The organism is Microbacterium testaceum, assembly GCF_003075375.1.
GTDB classification, from domain to species: Bacteria; Actinomycetota; Actinomycetes; order Actinomycetales; family Microbacteriaceae; genus Microbacterium; species Microbacterium testaceum_E.
Map to the genome: position 1 here is coordinate 1 of NZ_QDFT01000050.1, position 17915 is coordinate 17915.

At 67.8% G+C, this 17915-nt stretch carries 14 protein-coding genes and 2 pseudogenes; 7 read left to right on the forward strand and 9 right to left on the reverse strand.

Features of this window, described 5'->3' with window-relative positions; genetic code table 11:
* The first annotated feature begins 204 nt into the window (after positions 1–204).
* Entirely contained in the window at positions 205–1233 is a 1029-nt protein-coding gene (locus tag DC432_RS14035) for a tyrosine-type recombinase/integrase (protein ID WP_243393142.1), read from the forward strand.
* A 352-nt stretch (positions 1234–1585) separates the two neighbouring features.
* Here the strand turns inward: DC432_RS14035 and DC432_RS14040 are convergent.
* Together DC432_RS14040 and DC432_RS14045 are read right to left on the reverse strand one after the other, a co-directional pair.
* Positions 1586–2995: pseudogene (locus tag DC432_RS14040) on the reverse strand (amidase).
* Positions 2992–3219: a hypothetical protein gene (locus DC432_RS14045; protein WP_207770834.1), complete on the reverse strand. Its 228-nt coding sequence runs from the start codon at positions 3217–3219 to the stop codon at positions 2992–2994. The pseudogene DC432_RS14040 and the gene DC432_RS14045 overlap by 4 nt, the downstream one beginning before the upstream one ends.
* Positions 3220–3275: 56 nt before the next feature.
* On the opposite strand from DC432_RS14045, the gene DC432_RS14050 reads away from it, so the two are divergent.
* Complete coding sequence (locus DC432_RS14050) at positions 3276–3812, forward strand: hypothetical protein (RefSeq protein ID WP_116538412.1); 537 nt, start codon at positions 3276–3278, stop codon at positions 3810–3812.
* A gap of 43 nt (positions 3813–3855) precedes the next feature.
* Here DC432_RS14050 and DC432_RS14055 read toward each other — a convergent pair whose 3' ends face one another.
* From DC432_RS14055 to DC432_RS14070, 4 genes are all read right to left on the reverse strand, one after another.
* Positions 3856–5595: an exonuclease domain-containing protein gene (locus DC432_RS14055; RefSeq protein ID WP_116538413.1), complete on the reverse strand. Its 1740-nt coding sequence runs from the start codon at positions 5593–5595 to the stop codon at positions 3856–3858.
* 442 nt (positions 5596–6037) lie between these two features.
* Positions 6038–7213 (reverse strand): thiolase family protein, encoded by a 1176-nt coding sequence (locus DC432_RS14060; RefSeq protein WP_005055005.1) that lies wholly within the window; start codon positions 7211–7213, stop codon positions 6038–6040.
* A gap of 30 nt (positions 7214–7243) precedes the next feature.
* Positions 7244–8446 (reverse strand): acyl-CoA dehydrogenase family protein, encoded by a 1203-nt coding sequence (locus DC432_RS14065; RefSeq protein ID WP_005055001.1) that lies wholly within the window; start codon positions 8444–8446, stop codon positions 7244–7246.
* A 1-nt stretch (position 8447) separates the two neighbouring features.
* Positions 8448–9773: a CaiB/BaiF CoA transferase family protein gene (locus tag DC432_RS14070; RefSeq protein WP_232783957.1), complete on the reverse strand. Its 1326-nt coding sequence runs from the start codon at positions 9771–9773 to the stop codon at positions 8448–8450.
* Between the two features lie 152 nt (positions 9774–9925).
* On the opposite strand from DC432_RS14070, the gene DC432_RS14075 reads away from it, so the two are divergent.
* The 3 genes from DC432_RS14075 to DC432_RS14085 all read left to right on the forward strand — a co-directional run bounded on the left by DC432_RS14075 (position 9926) and on the right by DC432_RS14085 (position 12838).
* Positions 9926–10681, forward strand: a complete 756-nt coding sequence (locus DC432_RS14075; RefSeq protein ID WP_005054998.1) for an SDR family NAD(P)-dependent oxidoreductase — start codon at positions 9926–9928, stop codon at positions 10679–10681.
* 96 nt (positions 10682–10777) lie between these two features.
* The gene (locus DC432_RS14080; protein ID WP_005054995.1) at positions 10778–11677 is read left to right on the forward strand and encodes a LysR family transcriptional regulator; all 900 of its coding nucleotides are present in this window, start codon (positions 10778–10780) and stop codon (positions 11675–11677) included.
* A 102-nt stretch (positions 11678–11779) separates the two neighbouring features.
* Entirely contained in the window at positions 11780–12838 is a 1059-nt protein-coding gene (locus DC432_RS14085) for an alcohol dehydrogenase (RefSeq protein ID WP_005054993.1), read from the forward strand.
* A 28-nt stretch (positions 12839–12866) separates the two neighbouring features.
* Here the strand turns inward: DC432_RS14085 and DC432_RS14090 are convergent, their stop codons facing one another.
* Together DC432_RS14090 and DC432_RS14095 are read right to left on the reverse strand one after the other, a co-directional pair.
* Positions 12867–13715 (reverse strand): 3-hydroxyacyl-CoA dehydrogenase family protein, encoded by an 849-nt coding sequence (locus DC432_RS14090; protein ID WP_005054991.1) that lies wholly within the window; start codon positions 13713–13715, stop codon positions 12867–12869.
* On the reverse strand, positions 13712–14464 hold the full coding sequence (locus DC432_RS14095; RefSeq protein WP_005054989.1) for an enoyl-CoA hydratase/isomerase family protein: 753 nt from the start codon (positions 14462–14464) through the stop codon (positions 13712–13714). The genes DC432_RS14090 and DC432_RS14095 overlap by 4 nt, the downstream gene beginning before the upstream one ends.
* Positions 14465–14676: 212 nt before the next feature.
* Between DC432_RS14095 and DC432_RS14100 the strand changes: the two are divergent.
* A pseudogene (locus DC432_RS14100) lies at positions 14677–15921 on the forward strand (aldehyde dehydrogenase family protein); the annotation flags it as partial.
* A 100-nt stretch (positions 15922–16021) separates the two neighbouring features.
* Positions 16022–17089: an MFS transporter gene (locus tag DC432_RS14105; protein WP_431739689.1), complete on the forward strand. Its 1068-nt coding sequence runs from the start codon at positions 16022–16024 to the stop codon at positions 17087–17089.
* A gap of 14 nt (positions 17090–17103) precedes the next feature.
* Here the strand turns inward: DC432_RS14105 and DC432_RS14110 are convergent.
* On the reverse strand, positions 17104–17915 hold an 812-nt coding region (locus DC432_RS14110; protein ID WP_116538415.1), incomplete at its 5' end, for an MFS transporter.

Genomic DNA, 17915 nt, shown 5'->3' on the forward strand with positions numbered 1-17915 from the left:
CGTCATCTGTCCACATCTTTCCTCGGCCGCGTTCACGGCATCCGATGAGCGTCAGCCACTGGCTCGCTACCGACCGTCGAGCCGGCACGAGCGGAGGTCGAGAGGGGCAGCATCACCCCGTACGAATCGGCAAAGCGCCGCCGCTACCGCGTGCGCTATCGCAAGCCGGATCGCACTGAGGCGGAGAAGCGCGGCTTCACGACGATGCGTGAAGCGAAGATGTACCTCTCCATGGTCACCGTGTCGAAGTCGAAGGGCGAGTACATCGACCCGTCTTCGTCACGGGTTCCAGTTCGGATGTTCGCCGACAGCTGGCTGCGGTCCAAGCAGCCGCCGATATCGAAGCCCTCGTACTACATGACGCTCGAGCGGGCGTGGAAGAACCACGTCGCGCCGGTGTGGGCCGACAGGGAGATCTCGTCGATCCGGCGCGCGGAAGTCCAGGATTGGGTGTCCGACCTTGCGACGGCGAGGTCGCGCACGGTCGTTCTTCGAGCGCTGGGAGTCCTCGCCGGCATCCTCGACGTCGCCATCGACGACCATCGCCTTGCCAGCAATCCCGCCCGTCACGTGCGCAGTCTTCCTCGGCGCGGCCCAGGCAAGCGTCGCGTCTACCTCACGCACGACCAGGTCGCGACGCTGGCGGCGTGCTCGGCGTATCCGACGCTCGTCTTGACGCTGGCGTACACAGGCCTTCGCTGGGGCGAAGCGACGGGGCTGCGCGTGCGCAGCGTGAACAAGCTGCGCCGGCGCTTCGTCATCGAGGAGAACGCGGTGATGATCGCCTACGAGATCCACGTCGGCACGCCGAAGACGCACGAGAAGCGCTCCGTCCCATACCCGGAGCGTCTCGCGCCGATGATCGAGCAGGCGTGCGCCGGGAAGGGGGCCGAGGGGCTGCTGTTCGGCGACGGTGTCAATCACATGCGCAACTCGGGCAGCAAGGGATGGTTCGCGAACGCGGTGCGGCGTGCGCAGGAGTTGGATCCATCGATCCCACGGCTCACTCCTCACGACCTTCGGCACACCGCCGCGTCGCTCGCGATCAGCTCGGGCGCGAACGTGAAGGCCGTGCAGCGCATGCTCGGGCACGCGTCGGCGGCGATGACGCTCGACACCTATGCCGATCTCTTCGACGACGATCTGGATGCCGTCGCGACGCGACTGAACGACCAGATGCCGCTCGTGGCGCTGCCGTCGGGTCCGCAGACCCGCTACGACGGGCCCCAGTGACCCCAGAGAGCAGATTGCTCAGTTTTTCGACGGGGCAGATTTCGCCCGAAACGCTCGATTTTGGCGCTCTCCGACGTCGCGTGGAGGCCGTTGCAGACGGCCATTTTCGGCCCGCCGAAAGTTTAGAATACGGGCAAAAAGCGGGCAAAACCGCATTCTGAGTGGTCTGACCACAAAAGAAATACCTGGTCATAGGAAGAAAAAGACTGTGCCCCTGGAGGGACTCGAATGCCCGGCGAAGCCGGCGCAACAGCTGACCTGGACATCCGTCGAACAACAAGCCCGACCAATTGGCGCACCCCCGGGCGCCGGGCGAGTACTGACCTGAGCCAGCGCCCGCCCGCCCCAAACCTCAGCCCGGAAACACCGGCCGAGCCTCCACCGGCCGCGCCCCCTCATACCAAGCCGTCAGCTGCAACGTCGCCAGATCCGCGGACCGCCGCCCCGAGATCTGCAGCCCGATCGGCCGCCCATCGGCCGTTAACCCGCAGTTGATCGACGACGCCGGCTGACCTGACACGTTGTAGGGCAGCGTGAACGCGATGTGCGACATGGCCTCGCTCGCGTCGAAGCCCCACGGCATCGGCCACTCGGCGGGGAAGGCCGCCATCGGGGCGACCGGGGCGAGCACCGCGTCGAACGACGAGGTCGCCGCGACCGTGCGCTTCTGCAGGTCGCCGAACGTCTCGCACGCCTCCAGGGCGCGGCGGCCCGTCATGTCAGAGCCGGGGTGCACCCACTCGGCGATGTAGGGCAGCACCGCCACCTTCGCCTCATGCGACAGGCCCAGGTAGGTGCGCCAGAAGCGGATGCGCCAGAAGTCGTCGATGTCGCGCAGGATGCCGTCGTTGATGAACGCCGGCAGCTCCACGACCTCGGCTCCGGCGTGGGCGAATGTGTCCGCCGCGCGCAGCACCGCCGCGCGCACCTCGGGGGCGACGGGCATGCCCGCGCCCGGGTCGAGGTGCACGGCGATGCGGCGCCCCCGCACGTCGGTGTCGAGGTCGAGCCAGTCGATGTCGGCATCCGGAAGCGAGGTGTAGTCACGCTCGTCGGGGCGCGCGACGGCGTGCATGCCGAGCGCCACATCGGCGACCGTGCGGGCCAGCGGGCCGGCCGAGCGCCCGAAGTACGGGTTGTCGAGCGGGATGCGGCCGTTGCTCGGCTTGAGGGTGGCAACCCCCGTCCAGGCGGCGGGCAGCCGCACCGAGCCGCCGATGTCGGTGCCCAGGTGCACGACGCCGAAGCCGGCCGCGGCGGCCGCTCCCGCGCCCGAGCTCGAGCCACCGACCGTCCACTCCGGGTTCCACGGGCTGCGGGTGATGCCCGACAGGCTCGACACCCCCGACGAGAGCATGCCTCAGTCGGGCATGGTGGTCGACCCGACGATGACCGCCCCCTGCTCGAGCAGACGCTCCACCACGGGAGAGTCGCGCTCGGGAACGACACCGGCGGTCCCGGCGACACCCGCGTGCGCCGGAATGCCGGCGCGCACGAAATTCTCCTTCACCGTCACCGGCAGCCCGTCGAGCGGACCCCGCTGCTCGCCGCGCTCCCACCGTGCGGCGGAGGCCGCGGCATCCTGAAGCACCTGGGCGGGATCGAGGTCGGTGAAGGCGTTGATCACGCCGTTGCGGGCGGCGATGTCGGAGAGCACCGACTCCGCGGCATCCACCGGGGTGAGATCCCCCGACGCATACGCCGCGGTGAGGGCGGCCCCGGTCATCTCGATCGTGGGGGTGATGGTGGGCTGCGCGGTCATCGCGTCTCCTGCACGTGGCTGATGGTCGGAGTCGCGTCGATGAGGACGCGCGTGTACTCCTGCTGGGGGGCGGCGTAGACCGACTCGGTCGGACCCTGCTCGACGATCTCGCCCTTGCGCATGACCGCGACGCGGTCGCACAGGTACCGCACGACGTGAAGGTCGTGCGAGACGAAGATGAGGGTCAGACGGTACTCGTCCACGAGGTCGGCGAGCTGAGCCACGCCATCCGTCCGAATGGCCCTTCGCGAGCACGGCGTAACCGTCCAGACTGACTTCTATGAATGTCGAAGAATCGTGGTACTCGCAGCTCCGGGACCAATGGAGGCCGGCCCAGGTCAAGCTGCTGATGATAGCCGAGAGTGCACCGGATGACGGCGGCAGTCTCGAAAATCGTCGGTTCTTCTACTCGGACAGACTGGCCGCCGACAACCTCTTCCGCGGGGTCGTCTCGGCAATGTACGGCACGACGAAGGACGACCTTCAGCAATCAGGAAAACGGCCCTGGTTGCAGAAGCTGCAACAGGACGGGTTCTTCCTCATCGATCTCGCACCATCGCCGGTCAACACTCTCAGCCGTCGGAACCGGCGGGAGCTGCTGCTCCAGTCGGTGCCCGGGTGTGTGACCCGCGCGCAGCATCTCGAACCGGAAGGCGTCGTCGTTGTGAAAGCCGATCTCTATCCAATGCTCGCTTGTCCACTCCGCGCCGCCGGGCTCCACGTCCTTCAGGACGGCCCGATCGCTTTCCCTCTCGGGAATACACGCGCCGACTTCGTTGAGGGGTTTGATCGCGCACGATCGAGGCTGACTCGATAACCGCGGCGCCCGGTCCCGATGATGAACGAATATCTCCACGGCCTCACCAGAAATTATCGATGACGCTGCGAGGCCTGTCCCTACCGTGGGTAGAGATGACACCGACCGGCTTCATCCTGGTGCCATCCGCGGTGCCCTCAGTGGCCCCGTGATCCAACTGATCGGCGCGAGCCGCGCGCTCGTAGGCGCGGATGAGCTCCGCCGACAGTCTGCCGCGGACGCTCACCGCGAAGCCGTTCGCCAGACCCCACGCTCGGATGTCGCTGGGAGACGCCCCGCTGCGAACCGGTGAGGGCTCGCCCGCAGGCGCAACCGCCATCGTCTTCTCTGGCTTCTTGGGCACAGGCGCCTGAGCAGGCTGCAGATGCCTCAACAGCAGGGCATAGAGCTCCGGGGCGACGACCCGCGTCCCCAAATCGTGCGCGCGTGCGAGCTTCGTTCCCGGGAAAGATCCATCGGTGACGACCATAGCGGTGCGCCCCGACACGTTACCCATGACCCGAACGCCCAGCTCTTGCGACTTCTTCTCCAGCCGAAGTCGTTCGTGCTCCCTCCCATCGAATCCGGTGAAGGCCACTTTGTCGCCTACTCGCAGCGGTTCCCCACTCGTCCAGTCAGCAGGCAGCGGTCTGAGTCTCTCGGTGATGCGGGCTGCACGCGCCGCGTCGGCCTCGGCAATGAGGGCGGGAACGAGTTCGCTCGGGAGTCCCAACGAGTGAGCGACAGCGTCGAGTTCAGCCCTCTCCTCGCGCGATACATGTCCGTCATCCAACGCCTTGTGCGCAACGGCGACCGCCAGGCTCCGATGAGCAACTGCGACGTCAGCGTCGGTCAGCTCGTAGACATCGATGAGGTCTCCGAGTGCCGACGCCTCCGCCTCCGATATGGCTCCATCCTCCAATGCGTTCAGGAGGGTTTCGAGATAGGCGAGCGAACCCTCGGGAGCGCCTTCATCGAGAATGTCCTCGAGGCTGAGCGTCGCAAGTTGCTCGACCAGAGCGGGCTGAGCCGGCTTGGTCGACCGTGTCCTCGGCGGTGTCGACCGCCTGGGCGTGGTCTCATCTGGGAACACGGTCAACGGTGACCGGCTTGCGCCGGAAGGCCACACGACCGTGGGCGCCTGGCGCTGCACGGAGGTCAGCGCGTCGTGCGGGGTGGTCCGTCGGTGCGACTGCAGGTAATACCGCAGAAGCCCCGCCGTGGCACGCGCATCGCCCAGCGCGGAGTGAGCATCGTTCAGGGGGACGCGGGCGTCCCAGCAGCAGTCAACCAGCCGACGGCGGTCAAGATGGGGCATGTAGTGGCGACTGCCCTCGAGCGTGCAATACGCAGGCAGCCAGGGAACGTCCCATCCGGCCCGTCTGAACTCCGCCCGAAGAAAGGAGAGATCGAATCGAGCATTGTGAGCGGCGATCGGCAGCCCCGCAATCTGAGGCACGATCGACGCGGCAAGGTCGCGAAAAAGCGGCGCCCGTTCCACATCTCGCTGTGTGATCCCGTGGATGTGAGTTGCGCCAACCGGCCCCTCGGGGTTGAACCTCGTGCTCCACTCATCAACCACGTTGCCGCGCTGGTCGACGCGCACCATCGCAAGCTCGAGAACCCTGTCCGCTTTCGGCGACAGCCCCGTCGTTTCGACGTCGATGACGACGAAATGGGGCGGTGTCGAGAGCGACTGCGTCGCGGGGGGCTTTTCGACCGCTCGCTCTGCACCGCCACCGAACAACCGGCTGAACCAACCCATGCTTTTCCCCATCTCGACACGCCCGGAGGCGAAGGTCACTCGCAATGATCCTGCAGTGAGCCGCCGCCAGCTGAGACTCAGGCGTCATGGCAGCACGCCGGGTGAAGGGCACGCGCGCGGTGGGTCCTCGGTCACTGCCGGCATGCTCCCGAGAGCGGGCTTACTTCGATACGTCGAAGAGGGCGGCTTGTGTAGGTTCCCGCTCGAGATGGCGGATAACCCCAGGGATTCCACGCTAGTTGGCGGTGGTCCCGGACTCAGGATTCCACGGGAAATGGCGGATTCCTACACCGCTCTCTGACGCGCCGACCCTGTCTGGTCAGCGGCCTGTCACGGCGGCGAGAGCGCTGGAGGTCACTGCAGCTGGCCGAGCTCGAGCATCTCACCGTCGAGGAAGAACGTCGGAGGGGAATGCTGAAGCTTCGGTTGACTCTGGGACTGCCAATGACCCCACCACGAACGGATGCTCGCGGTCTCACTGTCACCGTTCCAGCACGACGGCGAGGCCTTGACCCACGCCGATGCAGATCGCCACGACGGCGACGCCGCCTCCGCGTCGCGCAAGCTCATGCGCGGCATGCCCGAGAATGCGGCCCCCCGAAGCGCCCAGCGGATGGCCGATGGCCAGCGCTCCGCCGTGGATGTTGACCCGCTCAGGATCAAGTTCAGGCCACCCGGCGACGCATGCGAGCGACTGTGAAGCGAACGCCTCGTTGAGCTCGACCACGTCGACATCGGCCCAGGACCGGCCGGCGCGTGCGAGCGCCTTGTTCGCCGCCTCGATCGGCGCGATCGGGAACAGATGCGGATCGACGCCATGCGCCCCGCGTCCCGCAATCCGCGCGAGTGGCTCGCCGGGCAGCGCACCCTCCGCGGCGATCAGAACGGCGGAAGCGCCGTCGTTGATCGGCGAGGAGTTGCCGGCGGTGACGGTGCCTTCGCCGTCGCGCGCGAACAGCGGAGTAAGCCCGGCGAGCTTGTCCACGGAAGTGTCGTCCCGGATGCCCTCGTCGCGTGCCAGGTCGGCCCCTGGCACGTGCACGATCTCGCCATCGTAGACCCCGTCAGCCCACGCTTTAGCTGCCAGCCGGTGAGAGCGCACGGCGAACTCGTCCTGGGCATCTCGGGAGATTCCCCACTCTCGGGCGATCTTCTCCGCCGATTCTCCATTGGAGATGGTCCACTGCTTCGGCAGCTTCGGGTTGGTCATCCGCCACCCGATGGAGGTGTTCCACAGTGTCTGGTTACCGACCGCCGGCCACGGCCTCGGCGACTTCTCCACGATGAACGGCGCCCGGCTCATCGACTCCACTCCGCCGGCGAGCACGAGACCGGCGTCGCCGGTCTCGACAGCGCGGGCGGCCTGGATCACCGCTTCCAGCGACGACGAGCAGAGTCGGTTGACGGTCACGCCGGTGACACTGGTGGGGAAGCCTGCCAGCAGCGCCCCGAAACGGGCGACGTCGCGGTTGTCCTCTCCTGCTTGGTTCGCATCGCCGAAGATCACGTCATCGATGCGCGCGGGGTCGAGGCCCATGCGCGCGACGGTCGCCTTCATGACGACTGCGGCGAGATCGTCGGGCCGGATGCCGCTGAGCGCGCCACCCGCCCGCCCGAAGGGGGTGCGGACAGCATCGTAGACAAAGCTCGCGGTCATGGCGGGCTCCCTTCCGTGGTCGGCCGAGGGTCAGGCGAACGCCGATATTCCGGTGATCTGGCGCCCGATGATGAGCGACTGGATGAAGTCGGTTCCCTCATACGTGTGGACGACTTCCATGTCGGTGAGGTGGCGGGCGACGTGGTTCTCCAGAAGGAGTCCGTTGCCGCCGAGGAGGTCACGGGCATCCCGGCAGAGTGCACGCGCGTGCTCGCCGGTGAACATCTTCGCGAGCGAGGCCTGTTCGTTCGTCAGTCGGCCTTCATCCTGCAGGGTGGCTGTGCGGAAGCAGAGCAGCTGCATCGCGGTGAGATCGGCGAGCATGTTGGCCAGCTTGTTCTGCACCAGCTGGTAGCTCGCGATGGGCTTGCCGAACTGGACGCGCTCCTGGACGTAGGCCGCTGCCGCCTCGTACGCGGCGAGTGCGTGCCCGAGCGCCTCCCACGCGACGGTGCTGCGGGTGCGATTGAGGATCGCGGAGACGTCCCGAAAGGAGCTCGACTTCGCGAGCTTGTTCCCGGCAGGGATCCGCAGTCCGGAGATCTCGATGTGCGCCTGCTGGATCGCGCGTTTGGCGATCTTCCCGGTGATCGCCTCGGCCTCATATCCGTCGGGGTATCCTCCATCGGCATTCTTCTCAAGGACGAATGCCTTCACCTTCGAGTCTGCGGTGTCGCGTGCCCAGATGATGACGATGTCGGCGACATGGCCGAGGCCGATCCACCGCTTGGCACCGTCGATCACATAGACGTCTCCTTCGCGGCGGGCTGTGGTTTCCAGCGCAACGGAGTCTGATCCGTGCTCGGGCTCGGTCAGCGCGAACGCGCCGAGCTTGCGGAGGGCTGCCATTTCGGGCAGCCAGCGCTGCTTCTGCTCGTCGTCGCCGAGCAGTGCGATGCTGCCCATCGCGAGTCCCGAGTGCACGGCATTGAGCGTGTTCACACTGCCGTCGCCGCGTGACAGTTCCATCGCGACGAGGCCGGTCTGCAGTCGGGTCAGTCCCGGGCAGCCGTAGCCCTGGATCGCGGTGCCCACGATCCCAAGCTCGCCCAGGGCGGGGAGGATCTGGTAGGGGAAGTCCGCCAACTCCCAGTGTTCGTTGATGACAGGGAGGACCTCGGAGTCCACGAATCCGCGCACACGTGTGATGAGGTTGCGGTCGTCGTCGCCGAGAAGATCGCCGATCTGGTAGAAGTCTGTGTCGACCGGGTGTGCTGTCGTCGTGATCGTCATCTTAGTGTCCCTCTTCCCGAATCGCCGGGACGGTGACCCGGCCGCCGACGTGGTCTTCATCGCCTTCCGCGTCTTGCAGCCACCGTCGGACCGCCTCGCCATCCTGGTCGAGTGCAGGAGGCGCGGTGCGGTAGGTCGCGGGGGTGCGGGAGAACGTGATCGGGTTGCGAATGGTGGGCACCGCCTGGTCGTCGGTGCCGGCCGGAACGCTCGGGTCCAGCCCGATCTTGGCGGCGAACTCGACGCCTCCGCGAACATCCAGGACCGGCGCGCATGGGACCTGCAACGGGCTGAGGATGTCGAACCATTCCCATGCGGTCTTGGACGCCAGCCGTGCTGTCAGCAACGGGCGCAGGGCGTCTCGGTGCGCGCTGCGGTCCGCATTGGACGCGAAGCGGGTGTCTGCGGCCAGCTGCGGCAGCCCGATGGTGTCGCAGAACGTGGCGAACTGCACATCGTTGCCGATCGCGAGGACCAGTTCCCCGTCACGGGTGGGGAACGGTGCGTAGGGGTAGATACTGGGGTGGTCGTTGGCCATCCGGGTAGGAGACTGCCCGCTGAGCAGGAACCCGCCGGTCTGGTTGACCATGCCCGACAGTGCGGAGGACAGCAGGTTCAGTTCGACGTGCTGTCCCTCTCCCGAACGCTGTCGGTGGTAAAGGGCGGAGGTGATCGCGATGCAGGTGTGCAATCCGGTGATCACATCGAACACCGCAACGCCCGCGCGGAATCCTTCCGCGTCCGGCGCGCCGGTCACGCTCATCAGTCCGGACAGTGCCTGTGCGAGCAGGTCGTAGCCGGCGAGCCCTGCGCCTCCCGCGGTGCCGAAGCCGGTGATCGACGCGTAGATCACATTGGGGTTCTCCCGCTTGACGGACTCGTAGTCCAGGCCGAATCGCCGGAGCCCGCTGGGTTTGAAGTTCTCTGTGACCACATCGGCTCTGGCCGCGAGACGCTGTGCGAGGACAAGGTCATCGGGGTTGCGGAAGTCCAGCACCACAGACTGCTTGTTCCTGTTGATGGAGAGGAAGTAGGTCGACTCGCCTCGGTACTCCGGTGGCCGGTAGCTGCGTGTCTCATCCCCCAGCGGGCTCTCCACCTTGATGACCGTCGCGCCGAGGTCCGCGAGCAGCATCGTGCAGTAAGGGCCGGCAAGTACCCGGCCGAAATCGGCGACTAGGAGGCCGTCGAAAGGGCCGCCGGGAACGTCCTGCACCGTCCGGTCATCCGGGAGCGAGCTCTTCATCATCGGGAACACCTCAGTCGTCGTCATGTCCATCCAGACTCCCAGCAGCCGTTTATGTCCGTCCAATACCTGATCGGACACGTATTGATGCTGTGATCTCATGAAACGAGGGGCTGTTCCAGAACGGCACACTCGAGACTCCCGTTTGGACATCACCCTGGGGAGCGTCGAGGCGACGGTGCCGACAGCGGCCTGCGCCTGGGCGTGATCAGCAATGAGGCTAAGGAGAACCCATGGGTAGCAGGCTTGCAGGCAAGGTCGCGATCGTCACCGGCGCGGCGAACGGGATGGGGCGCGCGCATGTGCGCCGCCTCGCCCAGGAAGGGGCGAGCGTCCTCGCCACCGACGTCGACTCCGCCGGGCTCGAGCAGACCGTCGCCGAAGCGAACAGTGACGGCGGGACGGCCGTGGGGCTGGAGCAGGACGTCGCGATCGCGGCGAGGTGGGACGAGATCGTGGTAGAAGCCGAGCAGCGTTTCGGTCGGCTCGACATCCTGGTCAACAACGCGGGGGTGCTCATCCTCAAGCCCGTCGAGGAGACCACAGAGGAGGAGTGGGACCTCATCTTCCGCATCAATGCCAAGGGCGTCTTCCTCGGCACCAAGGCCGCGGCGCCTGCTCTGGTCCGCTCAGGCGGCGGATCGATCGTGAACATCTCGTCCATCTACGGCATCGTCGGCGCACCGAGCGCCGCCGCGTATGAGGCGTCAAAGGGCGCCGTCCGGCTGCTGACCAAGGCCAGCGCGGTGGACCTGGCCAAGTACGGCATCCGGGTGAACTCTGTGCATCCCGGTGTCATCGCCACCCCCATGACCACGGGGCTGCTGGCGACGCCGGAGTCGACGAAGGCCGTGCTGTCCACGACGATCCTCGACCGGCCCGGCCAGCCCGAGGAGGTCTCGAACGTCGTGCTCTTCCTCGCCTCGGACGAGGCTTCCTTCGTCACCGGCGCCGAGTATGTCGTGGATGGCGGCTATACCGCGCAGTGATCTCGGTCGGCCGGGGTCTGCGCGACCCCGGCCGACTCATCCAGACTTGTATGCCAATCCACCTTCCATCGGTACGGATTATGCAATAATCCCTGGATGGATCTGCAGCAGCTGCGCGCCTTCCTCGCCGTCGCCGAGGAACTGCACTTCGGGCGGGCAGCCGAGCGCCTGCATATGGCGCAGCCGCCGATCAGCCGCGGCATCCAGCAGCTGGAGCGGGAGTTGGGTGCGCGGCTGTTCGAGCGGAGCACCCGCAAGGTAACGCTGACCTCGGTGGGCGAGGCCCTCGTCGCCCCCGCCCAGGAGGTCCTGGACGCGCTGGACAGGGTGAGCAGGGTCGCCCGCGCAGCCGGAACGGGCGAGATCGGTCACGTCCGTCTGGCGTACGCGGGTGCGTCCTCCAACGTGATGGTCGGATTGCTCGCCCGAGCGGTCAACCAGAACCACCCGGGCATCCACCTCGAGCTGCTCAGCCAGCACTTCGCCCAACCGGCGATGCAGCTGCTCACCCGCGGCGACATCGACATCGCCCTCGGCAGGTGGGACCACATTCCCGCCGCCGTGCGCACCCGCGTGATCGCTGTCGAGGAACTCGTCATCGCCGTCCCGGAGACCCACCGTCTAGCCGACGCCGGTGCCGTGTCGATCGCGCAGTTCGAGGGTGAGCCGTTCGTGTCGCTCCAACCGCAGACCGGCACGTTGCTGCTGGAGCGGCTGCGACAGATGAGTAGAGCCGCCGGGTTCAACGCCGATGTCGTCCAGCACGCACCGGACTCGTGGACGCTGATGTCCCTCGTCTCCGCCGAGATCGGCTGCTCATTGACCCTGTCCTCGGTGATCGACAGCATCGCCGACCCGCACTTGCGCTTCCTGCGCCTGACCGACGACGTCGCACCTGTCGAGCTGCGGATGGCGTGGCTGCGCGACAGCGACGACCGTGCCTTGCACGCCGTGCTCCGGTTGTCCGAATCCGTCCTCCCGACGCCGCAGGACTAAGGGTCGCCAGGTATCAATCCGCCTGCCATTTGGTATTGGAGAGAATCAGAACGAAGTGGAAGCGTGGAGTCCACTGTGCGTATATCAACGGCGAGGACAACCATGCACGCGTTCGCGATCTTCCAAGACGACCACACCGTGACCGATGTGGAACTGCCGACACCAACGCCCGAGGGCACCGAAGTGCTCCTCCGCGTTGTTCGCTCCGGGGTGTGCCACACCGACATGCACCTGCGTGAGGGGTACTACGATCTCGGCAGCCGGGGGCGTCTGAATCTGATCGACCGGGGCGTCACCTACCCGCTTGTCCTCGGCCATGAGGTCGTCGGCGTCGTCGAAGCGGCCGGCCCCGACGCCGACGGGGTCTCGCCGGGTGAGCATCGCCTTGTCTACCCATGGATCGGCGACGGCTCCTGCGACGCATGCCAGGCAGGTCACGAGAACCTGTGCCCCTCGCCCCGTAACCTCGGCGTCGCCCGCCACGGCGGGTATGCCGAGTTTATCCTCGTCCCGCACCCCCGTTACCTCCTCGACGTCACCGGGATCGAAGAGCGGTGGGCCGCAACTCTCGCCTGCTCCGGCCTGACCGCCTACAGTGCCGCGCGCAAGGCCCTTCCGGCCACCGCGTCCGATCCGGTCGTGGTGATAGGCGCCGGCGGTGTCGGGTTGATGGCGATCGCCACGCTGCGCGCGCTCGGCCACGAAGCAGTCCTCGCGGTGGACCTGCAGGAGCGCAATCTGGAACTGGCGCGGCAGCTCGGAGCGACCACGACGATCTCCGCCCGCCAGGAAGACCTTGCCGCCGCCATCGTCGCCGGCGCCGGTGGGCCGGTCGCGGCGATCGTGGACTTCGTCAACAACTCCACAACAGCTCCCGCTGCGTTCGCCGCGCTCCGCAAGGGCGGAACGATGGTTCAGGTCGGGCTGTTCGGCGGAGAGCTGGTCATCCCCACCGCGTTGCTCACTCTGAAGATCATCACCATCCGCGGAAGCTTCGTCGGGTCCCTCGGCGAGCTCGAGGAGCTCGTCGGGCTCGCGCGGCGCGGCGCGCTCCCGCATCTCCCGATCATCGACGGGGAGTTGTCTGCGACGGCGGTGCAGGATGCGCTGGACCGGCTCGCCGCGGGCGGCGTGCCCGGCCGGATCGTGCTCAGCGCGTGACCGCGCCGGGCGTCCAGCCGGCCACGACTCACGCGTAGTCGAAGAAGCCGCGTCCCGTCTTGCGTCCCAGCTCCCCGGCCGCGACCTTGTCGCGGAGGATCTGCGGCGGGGCGAACCGCTCGCCGAGCGTCTCATAGAGGTATTCGGCGATCCCGAGACGCACGTCCAGCCCGACAAGATCGGAGGTGCGCAACGGACCTGTCGCGTGACGGTATCCCAGCACCATCGCCGTGTCGATGTCCTCAGCGCTGGCCACCCCCTCTTCGAGCATCCGCATCGCTTCCAGCGCGATTGCCGCGCCCAGGCGGGAGCTCGCGAAGCCGGGCGCGTCGTTGACGACGATCGGGGTCTTCCCCAGCGATGTCACCCACTGCTCCGCCCGTTGCCGCAGGTCCGGGTCGGTCGACGGCGTCAGCACGATCTCGACGAGTGACGAGGGCGGCACCGGATTGAAGAAGTGCAGTCCGCACACGCGCTCCGGCCTCGCGAGCTGCGCCGCGAGCCTTGTCACCGACAACGATGAGGTATTCGTGGCCAGCCACGCCGACTCCTCCACGATCCCCTCTGCTCTCTGCATCGCCTCGACCTTGAGTGCGAATGTCTCTGGGACCGCTTCGATCACGAGCTCGGCATTCCGCAGCGCCTCGTAGTCGGCGCTGGCCGCGACGCGGCCGGCGATTGCGTCGACGTCGACCGAGGCATCCCGCTCCGCGGCCTTGCGGATCCCATCGGCCAACCGCGCGGCGGCCGCGCCCGCCGCTGCCGGGTCGCGTTCGATCACGGTGACCTGCGCGCCCGCCTGAGCGAATACCTGCGCGATACCGGCGCCCATGCGGCCGCCCCCGATCACGCCGACGGTGGAGGGAACAGTGATCATCGGGTCTCCTGAGAACGGTTGAGGAATCGGGTCATCAGCTGCGTCTTGGCGTCCGACTCGAACAGGATCGCCTGCGCGAGTTCGTCGACAAGGGGGTGGGCGTCCCGCGGCGCAGCGAGCACGCGCTTCGAGACGCGGAGGGCGAGCGGATCCTGGCCAGCGATCCGATCGGCGACGGTATCCGCCGCCGCCGCTAACTGGTCGGGTTCATGCACCGAGGCCACCAACCCACACCGCAGCGCCTCCTCGGCGTCCAGCCGGCGCCCCGTGAACAGGATCTCCTTGGCCAGCGGCTCCCCCACCAGCTCGGCGAGCCGCCAGGTCGCCCCGGCCGCGGCCAGGATTCCGATCGCCGTCTCGGGGTTGCCGAACACGGCGCGGGTGGACGCGATCCGGATGTCGGCCGCGTACGCGAGTTCCGCACCGCCCCCGATCGCGAACCCGTCGACCGCAGCGATCACCGGCATCGGCAGCCGCGCGATACGGATGAACAGCCCGGAGTTGATGCCGGCCAGCGCTTCGTCGCGGCCGCGCTCGAGCAGCTGCCGGATGTCTGCGCCAGCCGCGAACACACCCCGTTCGGGCGTAGAGGTTCCGGTGAGAATCAGGATGCGGGGCTCTCGCTCCAGGCTCGTGCATACCGCGTGAAGTTCGTCGACCATGTCGTCGTTGATCGCGTTTCGCACGTCAGGACGGTTCAGTTCGACGTGAAGCCGGTCCGCGCCCTCGCGGAGTATCAGAGTGGTCACCGTCCCAGCCTCCCATCACCGATCAATGCGCGTCCAATACCCGATCCACGTACATCTGATGCGCCATCGTCATCAATCTGGACCGGGATCAGTATTGGACGAACTCGGCCACGGCGCGACAGGCTGAGAGGGCAGTACCGCGCCAGACGACCGCCGATCTGGGCGGGCGTGGCCCGTGAGACGCACGACAGCAATGAAGCGAGGAGACCACGATGGGTGCATACCGGACCATCAACCCAGCCACCGGTCAGACGGTCGCCGAGTACGCCGTGATCGGCGATGCGGACGTGGCCGACATCGTCGCCCGCTCGCACACGGCCTACCGCAAGTACCGGGAGCTGCCGCTCGCCGAACGGACGGGGATCCTGGCACGCGCGGCGCAGCTGCACCGGGACCGCATTGATGAACTGAGCGCGCTGCTGACACTCGAGGTCGGCAAACCCGTCACGCAGGCCCGCGGGGAAGTCGAGCTGGTCGCCTCGATCTACCAGTACTACGCCGACCACGCCGAAGCGTTCCTCGCCGACGAGACCCTCGACATCGTCGGCGGAGGGGAAGCGCTCGTCCGCACCGAGCCGATCGGGCCGCTGTTGGGGATCATGCCGTGGAACTTCCCCTACTACCAGGTGGCCCGGTTTGTCGCCCCCAACCTCGCACTGGGCAACACGATCATCCTCAAACACGCCCGCAACTGCCCGCAGTCCGCCCTCGCCATCGAACGCGTGCTCCACGACGCCGCGCTTCCAGCCGACGCGTACATCAACGCGTTCGTAGACAGCCGCCAGATTGCCGGCATCATCGCCGACCCGCGCGTGCAAGGGGTGTCGCTGACCGGCTCCGAGAAGGCGGGCTCGGCTGTCGGCGAGGTGGCCGGCAGGCACATGAAAAAGGTCGTCCTCGAGCTGGGCGGCTCGGACCCGTTCATCGTCCTAGAGGATGCTGACGTCGACGCGGCCGTGGCAGCCGGCGTACGCGGCCGCATCGCCAACGGCGGCCAGGCGTGCACGGCATCCAAGCGGTTCATTGTCGTGGATGCCGTCTACGACGAGTTCTCTCGGAAGTTCATCGACGCGATCACGAAGATCATCCCCGACGACCCCACGGACCCCGACACGTTCCTCGGCCCGTTGGCGTCCGCGGATGCCGGAGATGAGCTCGAGGAGCTCGTCGAGGACGCGGTCGCCAAGGGCGCCACCCTGCACATCGCCCCCGGTGCACGCCGAGAGGGCGCCTTCTACCCGCCCAGCGTGCTCACCGGGGTCACCCCGCTGATGCGAGCCTACGAGGAGGAGCTGTTCGGACCGACCGCGGTCGTGTACCGGGTGCCCTCCCCGCAGGCCGCGGTCGCCCTGGCCAACGAGTCGCCCTTCGGGCTGTCCAGCAGCGTCTTCACGCAGGATCCTCTGGCAGCCGCGCAGATCGCCCGCGAACTGGAGGTCGGGATGGTGTGGATCAACAGCACCAGCCGCAGCGCACCGGACCTCCCCTTCGGYGGTCCTGCACGCGACGGCCGCGGAGGCCGGGCTCGTCGGGGTCGCCCGCTGGCTGCCGTTCCTGCTGCTCGCGCTCCCCCTGGGCGTCCTGGTCGACCGGCGCCGACGGCGGCCCGTCCTCGTCGCCGCCGACATCGCGCGCGCGGCCCTCATCGTCGTTCTCGTCGCCGTGGCTGTGGCCGGTTCGCTGACCCTCCCCGTGCTGCTGGGAATCATCTTCGTCATCGGGGCCTTCACTGTCGCGTTCGAGGTGGCGTACCAATCGTTCCTCCCCACGGTCGCCGCGCGAGACGACCTCGAGCGAGCCAATGGGCGGTTGCAGGCCACCGCCTCCGCCGCCCAGGTCGGGGGACCGGGCCTGGGCGGGTGGCTCGTGCAGACCCTGACGGCCCCGTGGGCCCTCCTCTCCCAGGCCGTGACCTATGCCGTGTCGGCCGTGGCGCTCCTCGGCATCCGTTCCTCCGAGCCCGGCCCCCTCCCCGAGCGCCGCGGCGCCCTCGTCGAGCTGCGCGAGGGACTGCGTTTCGTCCGACACGATCGCTTCCTGGTCTCGCTCGTGGGCTTCTCGGCGATCTACAACCTGTTCGCTCAATGGATCACCGTGCTGCTGCTCGTGCACGCCGTGCGCGAGCTAGGCCTGACCGCGGGGCATCTCGGTCTCGTCTTCAGTCTCGGCGCGGCGGGAGCCGTGGTCGGCGCCGCGGCCGCCCCCGCGAGCGTGCGGCGGTTCGGCGTCGGACCGGTGCTCATCGCCTGCGCCGGAGCCGAGAGCCTCGTTCTCGGCGTCATCCCGTTCGTGGATGCCGCGTGGTCGCCGCCCGTGATCGTCGCCGCCCTGGTGGGTGTCTTCGCGATCAACGGCGCGGGCACGTCGCTCTCGAGCGTGGTGGCTCTCACCCTGCGGCAACTGCGGACGCCCGACCACCTGCTCGGACGAGTGAACGCGACCGTGCGGTGGATCTCCTACGGCGTCGTCGCGATCGGGGCGGGCCTCGGCGGCCTCGCCGGCGAAGCCCTGGGCACCCGGGCCGGGATCGCCGCGGGGTGCGTCGGGGTGGCCCTCACCGTCGTGCGGGTGGCAGCTTCGCCGCTTCGCACCATCCGCGACGCCGCGAGCATCGCCCTGCGCTGACCCGCGGCAAGGCCTCACGGCGTCGAGACGGCGGACTCCGCGGCATCCGGGGCCTTCGACCGGAGTGACGGGCTCGTGAAGCGCGTGCGGCCGATGACCACCGCGGCGGCGATCATGAGCGCGGCACCCAGCACATAGGGCGCCGCGTGCGCGACGTGGGCGTAGAGCAGGCCCGCGACCAGCGGCGCGACCGTTCCGACGGCGGCGTTGAGGGACTGCGCAGCCCCGGCGATCCAGCCCTGCTCGTCGTCGGCGACGGCGTTGGAGAGCAGACCGTCCATCGTTGCCTGAGCCGCGCCCTGGCCCGCCGCGAGCGTCAGCGCACCGACGACGAACAGCCACGGCTGGGCGAACAGCGACGCGACCCCGGCGAGGGCGACGAGCCCGATCGCCTGGGTGACGATGCCGCTGACGACGACGCCCCGCTCGCCGATGCGCGGTAGCAGGAGGCCGAGCAGCACGCCCTGGATCGCGATGTCGATGATGCCGACGCACGCGGTGAGCAGGCCGATCGCGGTCGGGCTCCACGAGATCGCGTCCAGCGCGAGCACGCTGAAGTTGTTGACGAAGAAGCCGAACGGCAGCCCGACGAGGATCAGCCCGATCATCAATCCGCGCAGCTCCGGCCGACGGAAGACACCGCGGAACATCGCGAACGGGTGCACCGCCCGCAGATCGAGGGTGGCGATGCGCTTGTCGGGGTCGAGGCTCTCGGGCAGCAGGAAGATGCTGAGGATTGCGACCGTCAGGGCGAGCCCGGCCGTCACGAACACGGGCAGGTCGACGTCGATCGCGGCGAGGGCGCCGCCGAGAGCGGGGCCSWCGC